Origin of the sequence: Cognatishimia sp., assembly GCF_964229375.1 — a bacterium.
Taxonomy (GTDB): Bacteria; Pseudomonadota; Alphaproteobacteria; order Rhodobacterales; family Rhodobacteraceae; genus Cognatishimia.
This window is the reverse complement of sequence record NZ_CAXREH010000211.1, coordinates 1-5,279: the sequence shown is the minus strand read 5'-3', so window position 1 is coordinate 5,279 and position 5,279 is coordinate 1. Positions and strand designations below refer to the sequence as shown.

Here is a 5,279-nt window from a genome sequence, read left to right as displayed (position 1 = left end):
GCTGGCATGCTCTCTACCATTGTTTGCGCGGCCCTAGAGTGTTACCTGCCCCTAGCAAACGGCGCAATGGCAGACCATGACAGACACCCTCACCCTTCTCGGCATTGAGAGCAGCTGCGATGACACTTCTGCGGCCCTTGTGCGCCAGACCGGTGAGGCTGCGCCGGAAATTCTGTCGAATGTGGTCTATGGGCAAACCGAGCTGCATGCGGCCTTTGGCGGTGTCGTTCCGGAAATCGCCGCACGCGCGCATGCGGAAAAACTGGATCTTGCCGTCGAAGAGGCGCTGAAACAGGCCAACCTTGGCTTAAAAGACATCGACGCCATCGCGGTCACGGCGGGTCCGGGTCTTATTGGCGGTGTCATTTCGGGCGTGATGTGCGCAAAAGGCCTGTCTGCCGGGCTGGGTCTTCCGTTGGTCGGCGTCAATCATTTGGCGGGCCATGCGCTGACCCCAAGGCTGACCGATCAGACCCCGTTTCCCTATTTGATGCTCTTGGTAAGTGGCGGTCACTGTCAGTTTTTGATCGCGCATGATGCAGAGACCTTCACCCGGTTGGGTGGCACGATTGACGATGCCCCGGGCGAAGCCTTTGACAAAACCGCGCGGCTTTTGGGACTGGCCCAACCCGGCGGCCCCTCGGTCGAAGCCGAGGCAAAACACGGCGACCCCAAGCGGTTTGCCTTCCCCCGGCCCCTGTTGGATCGCCCCGGATGCGATCTGTCTTTCTCGGGTTTGAAAACTGCACTCTTGCGCGCGCGCGATGAAATCATCGCGCAGAAGGGCGGTCTGACACCGCAAGATCGCGCCGACCTTTGCGCGTCGTTTCAAGAGGCCGTGGCAGATGTTCTGGCCAAGAAAACCGCACGCGCGCTGGCGCTTTATCAAGACGAGATCCCCGCCACGCCAACACTGGCTGTCGCCGGTGGGGTTGCAGCAAATGCCACGATTCGAGGCAAGTTAGAGACTGTTTGCGCAGCGCAGGACGTGGCGTTTACCGCCCCTCCGTTGGCGCTTTGCACGGACAATGCGGCCATGATTGCCTATGCGGGACTTGCGCGATTTAAGGCCGGACACACAGACGATTTGTCTTTGATCGCGCGCCCACGCTGGCCGTTGGACCAAAAAGCGCCCGCCCTTCTGGGTGGCGGCAAGAAAGGGGCCAAGGCATGAATATCCTGGTTCTTGGCGCCGGTGCTTTTGGCACGTCGCTCGCACAGAGCTTTGCCAAAGGCGGCACCGATGTCACCCTGTGGGGCCGCGATGCAAACGCCATGGCCGCCCAGCGCGCCTCACGCTTGAGCAACCGTTTGGTCGACGTCAGGCTGGACGACCGCATCACATTGACCTCCGAGCTGCCTGAAACCCTACCGGATGTGGTTCTGCTTGCGGTTCCCTTGCAAACACTGCGATCCGTGCTGGCCGGCTTGGCGATCGTGAACGGCAAAACGCTTGTGGCCTGCTGCAAGGGCATCGAGCTGACAACCGGACTTGGGCCTGTTGCAATCATTCAGCAAAGCTGCCCCGATTCTGCGGCTGCGATCCTGACTGGACCCAGCTTTGCCCAAGACATCGTGATCGGATTGCCGACAGCTTTGACTCTGGCGTGCGCCGACGACGACGTGGGCCAGAACCTGCAACACAGATTAAGCGCGCCAAACCTTCGGATCTATCGCACGACCGATGTGGTGGGTGCCGAACTGGGCGGCGCCTTAAAAAACGTCATCGCGATTGCCTGCGGGGCGGCGATTGGCGCTGGCCTTGGCGAAAGCGCACGGGCCGCGCTGATGACGCGTGGTTTTGCGGAGATGAAGCGCATGGCCCACAAGCTTGGCGCAGATCGCGCGACCTTGTCGGGCCTGTCTGGGTTTGGCGACCTGTCTTTGACCTGCAGTTCGGCGCAGTCTCGCAACTATCAACTCGGCCTGTCGCTGGGGCGGGGCGAGACCTTTGACCCCACCGTCACCGTCGAAGGCGCGGCCACTGCACGCGCAACACAGCAACGCGCAGCCGCATTGGATTTGGACATGCCCATCACGGATGCAGTCGTCGGGCTGCTTGACCAGAAACTTAACCTGCGCGAGGCTATAGATCTTTTGATGGCCCGCCCCCCGAGAGAGGAATAACCATGCGATTTGCACTGATTGCCAAAGATAAGCCCGGCGCCCTTGAGGTCAGAAAGGCCAACCGCGACGCCCATGTTGCCTATCTGAAGTCCACGGATGCTGTAGAAATGGCGGGTCCGTTTCTAGACGAAAATGGCGAGATGTGCGGATCCCTGATCATTCTGGAACTGCCCGACATGGCGGCGGCCGAAGCTTGGGCTGCGCAAGATCCGTATAAAGCTGCGGATCTGTTTCAGTCGGTTGAAATCACCGCATGGAACAAGGTCATCGGCTGATGCGGTATTGGCTGTTCAAATCCGAACCCTCGACCTGGAGCTGGGACGATCAGGTCGCCAAAGGCGATCAGGGCGAGGAATGGGATGGCGTCCGCAATTATCAAGCGCGCAATTTCATGCGCGAAATGGCGTTGGGCGATCGCGGATTTTTCTATCACTCACAGAAAGAGAAATCTGTGGTCGGCATCGTCGAGGTCTGCGCCTTGGCCCATCCGGACAGCACAACCGATGATGACCGCTGGGAATGCGTAGACATCAAGGCCGTCGCACCGGTCAAAACCTCTGTGTCGCTGGATATGATCAAGGCGGATCCGCGCCTGGCTGACATGGTTCTGGTCAAGAACTCTCGCCTCTCGGTTCAGCCTGTCACTGCGGACGAATGGCAGGTGATTTGCGACCTTGCGGGCGTCTCAGCCTAGCCAGACGCACAAAATTTACGCATAGTTCCCTTACGGCAACCCCAATTCATGGAGGGACGGATGGGTTTTCTGAGTGTGATTGTAGCAGCGGTGGCTGCCTACATTTGTGGTGCGATTTGGTATATGGCCATGGCAAAGCCTTGGATGGCGGCGTCAGGTGTTGAGGTGGGCGAAGACGGCAGGCCCGCGAATTCGAAAAACCCGATGCCTTATATCGTGTCCATCGTCTGCCTGATTATCGTAGCTGGCATGATGCGCCATATGTTTGCTTTGTCAGGCATCTCTGAAGTGGGCAAAGGTTTTACCGCCGGGTTGGGCACAGGCCTGTTTCTGGCCACACCGTGGATCGCCACCAACTATACGTTTGCAGGCCGGCCCCGCGCGTTGATCGTTATTGACGGGATCTATGCGACTTTGGGCTGTACAGTTATCGGTGTGGTGTTGACCATTCTATAAAATGCGAACGGGGACGGGCCTGTTCATGACCTGTCCCCGCTCTCCCGATATCCCACACACCAAGATATGCAAATGCACTTTGGTTCCCCAGAGATCTAGTGAGTGTAGCAAGGATGATCAAATCCCAAGACATTATAAATAAAATGAAATTTGATTAAACTCTGGAGTGGGAAAGCCCGCGCAACCGCGGGCTCGGGTCTTAACCGTAGATCGCTTCTTTGCCAAAATGTTTGGTCAGCATGTAATAGACCACCGCACGGTACTTGTTGCGCTCGGAACGTCCGTAGGTGTCCATGACCGAGTTAATCGCATCCATCAGCTGTGGACCATCCGCCAGACCGAGCTTCTTGATCAGGAAGTTGTTCTTAACTGTCTCAAGCTCGCTTTCCTGAGTGGCAGCCACGGTTGACGCGTCAGCATTATAGATCGCAGGTCCGCAGCCAAGCGTTACCTTTTCCAACAGATCCATATCCGGTTCCATACCGCATTTGTTACGCAGGTCATCCGCGTATTGAGCGATCAAATCATCGCGTTTTCCCATGTTATCTCTCCCACCTGGAAACAAGAAAAAATTGTTAATGGCAGCGTTAAATAAACTGCTTACCTCAAAGCCTAGCGGCATTGCCGAATGCCACAAAGGGAAAACTTTGCGCAATTCCCCATATTTCAGGACAAAAGCGACACTTTCGGTGGCGGTTTCGGTGTGGACGCATCTTTAACCTGAACGGCAAGCTGGCCGCGTAGGGCATAGGGAGAAGTGCCATGGAACGACATTTGTCAGACGCTGACATGCAGCAATATCAGGACAACGGCTTTGTTGCAGGCTTAACCGCATTTTCCGAAGAGGACGCGGCCGAGCTTCGTAAACAGGTTGAAACTCTGGAGCAAACCCACGCCACAGGGGCGGACGGCTTCGACCTGGGCCAATTCTTTCGCGTGAACGGGCATCTGGTCATTCCGTTGTTGTCGGACGTCGCAAAAACACCCGCCATCATGGATCAGGTCGCCGCGATCCTGGGCCCTGATCTGCTGGTCTGGTCGGTCGAGCTCTTTATCAAAGAGCCCGGCACGCAATCCGTCGTCAGCTGGCATCAGGACATCACCTATTGGGGGATGGGCGAAACCGACGAAGAGCTGACGGCCTGGATCGCCCTGTCAGACGTGAGCGTCGAGGCTGGCTGCATGCGGTTCATCCCCGGCAGCCACAAAAACAAGATCGTGCCGCATGAGGATACGTTCAGCGAAGACAATCTTTTGTCCCGCGGTCAGGAAATCGCCGGGATTGACGAAAGTCAGGCACAGCACGGCCCGCTGAAGCCTGGACAGATGTCTTTTCACCACGGGCGCACCTTCCACGCGTCCTCGCCCAACAATTCCGACGACCGTCGCATTGGTCTGGCAATCCGCTATGTCACGCCGGGTGTCCACCAATCTGCGCAGGGGCGCGATTATGCAATGCTGGTGCGGGGCAAAGACTCCGAGAACGGATGGATCCACGTCGCCGGGCCAAGTCGCCTATTTGATCCCCAAGACCTTGCGCTCTATCGTGAGGTACTTACCCATCAGTCCACCACCCTGGCCGCAGGCGCGGAAGGCAGTGTAGACATGTATCAGGCAGAAGGCGCGTCATGAGCGAAGACACCACAGTTAGTTTCACCCAGATGAAGGACGGCACCAAAGAGGACTATCTTCTGCTGGCCGAGCTGGAAAAACCCTATCACGGCATGACCGCCGACCGCATTCTGGACGAACTTAAACGTCAGGGCGAAGCGACGCTGGAAGGCTATCGCATCACGCGTCTGCAACACGGGCTGCAATCCGCAACCCGCGCCGAAGCGGATGGGGCAGATATCGACTGGATCGTCGGTGCTTTGCTGCACGACATTGGCGACGGGCTTGCGCCTCAGAACCACGACCGGTTTTCAGCAGAGGTCATCCGCCCCTTTGTGCGCTGGGATGTGTCTTGGGTGGTCGAACACCACGGGATTTTCCAGATGATCTA

Annotated in this window: 8 protein-coding genes; 7 read left to right on the top strand and 1 reads right to left on the bottom strand. The window is 57.5% G+C overall.

All coding sequences use genetic code 11. The features are described from left to right. Positions 1 to 76 precede the first annotated feature (76 nt). The 5 genes from tsaD to ACEQWH_RS15230 are packed head-to-tail and all read left to right on the top strand — an operon-like array spanning position 77 to position 3,277. Complete coding sequence (gene tsaD, locus ACEQWH_RS15250; RefSeq protein ID WP_370232273.1) at positions 77 to 1,174, top strand: tRNA (adenosine(37)-N6)-threonylcarbamoyltransferase complex transferase subunit TsaD; 1,098 nt, start codon at positions 77 to 79, stop codon at positions 1,172 to 1,174. Then, positions 1,171 to 2,127 carry an NAD(P)H-dependent glycerol-3-phosphate dehydrogenase gene (locus tag ACEQWH_RS15245; protein WP_370232272.1) on the top strand — a complete coding sequence of 319 codons (957 nt, stop codon included), beginning with the start codon at positions 1,171 to 1,173 and terminating at the stop codon, positions 2,125 to 2,127. Before tsaD ends, ACEQWH_RS15245 begins: the two co-directional genes overlap by 4 nt. A 2-nt stretch (positions 2,128 to 2,129) precedes the next feature. Continuing rightward, positions 2,130 to 2,402, top strand: coding sequence for a YciI family protein (locus ACEQWH_RS15240; protein WP_370232270.1), 273 nt, complete (start codon positions 2,130 to 2,132; stop codon positions 2,400 to 2,402). Beyond that, positions 2,402 to 2,821: an EVE domain-containing protein gene (locus ACEQWH_RS15235; RefSeq protein WP_370232275.1), complete on the top strand. Its 420-nt coding sequence runs from the start codon at positions 2,402 to 2,404 to the stop codon at positions 2,819 to 2,821. Before ACEQWH_RS15240 ends, ACEQWH_RS15235 begins: the two co-directional genes overlap by 1 nt. 60 nt (positions 2,822 to 2,881) lie before the next feature. Next, the gene (locus ACEQWH_RS15230; protein ID WP_370232269.1) at positions 2,882 to 3,277 is read left to right on the top strand and encodes a DUF1761 domain-containing protein; all 396 of its coding nucleotides are present in this window, start codon (positions 2,882 to 2,884) and stop codon (positions 3,275 to 3,277) included. 199 nt (positions 3,278 to 3,476) lie between these two features. Here ACEQWH_RS15230 and ACEQWH_RS15225 read toward each other — a convergent pair whose 3' ends face one another. Next, positions 3,477 to 3,818 carry a DUF2853 family protein gene (locus ACEQWH_RS15225; RefSeq protein WP_370232267.1) on the bottom strand — a complete coding sequence of 114 codons (342 nt, stop codon included), beginning with the start codon at positions 3,816 to 3,818 and terminating at the stop codon, positions 3,477 to 3,479. A 221-nt stretch (positions 3,819 to 4,039) separates the two neighbouring features. Here ACEQWH_RS15225 and ACEQWH_RS15220 point away from each other — a divergent pair, with 221 nt between their 5' ends. Both ACEQWH_RS15220 and ACEQWH_RS15215 read left to right on the top strand, forming a co-directional pair. Further along, positions 4,040 to 4,909, top strand: coding sequence for a phytanoyl-CoA dioxygenase family protein (locus ACEQWH_RS15220; protein WP_370232265.1), 870 nt, complete (start codon positions 4,040 to 4,042; stop codon positions 4,907 to 4,909). Then, positions 4,906 to 5,279 (top strand): HD domain-containing protein (locus tag ACEQWH_RS15215; protein WP_370232263.1); only part of this gene is annotated, 374 nt, incomplete at its 3' end. The genes ACEQWH_RS15220 and ACEQWH_RS15215, both read left to right, overlap by 4 nt.

Excerpts from the sequence above, each read along its gene's own strand:
- ACEQWH_RS15220 (WP_370232265.1), top strand. The coding sequence starts at position 4,040 with ATGGAACGACATTTGTCAGACGCTGACATGCAGCAATATCAGGACAAC.
- ACEQWH_RS15225 (WP_370232267.1), bottom strand. The coding sequence starts at position 3,818 with ATGGGAAAACGCGATGATTTGATCGCTCAATACGCGGATGACCTGCGT.
- ACEQWH_RS15230 (WP_370232269.1), top strand. The coding sequence starts at position 2,882 with ATGGGTTTTCTGAGTGTGATTGTAGCAGCGGTGGCTGCCTACATTTGT.
- ACEQWH_RS15235 (WP_370232275.1), top strand. The coding sequence starts at position 2,402 with ATGCGGTATTGGCTGTTCAAATCCGAACCCTCGACCTGGAGCTGGGAC.
- ACEQWH_RS15245 (WP_370232272.1), top strand. The coding sequence starts at position 1,171 with ATGAATATCCTGGTTCTTGGCGCCGGTGCTTTTGGCACGTCGCTCGCA.
- ACEQWH_RS15240 (WP_370232270.1), top strand. The coding sequence starts at position 2,130 with ATGCGATTTGCACTGATTGCCAAAGATAAGCCCGGCGCCCTTGAGGTC.
- tsaD (WP_370232273.1), top strand. The coding sequence starts at position 77 with ATGACAGACACCCTCACCCTTCTCGGCATTGAGAGCAGCTGCGATGAC.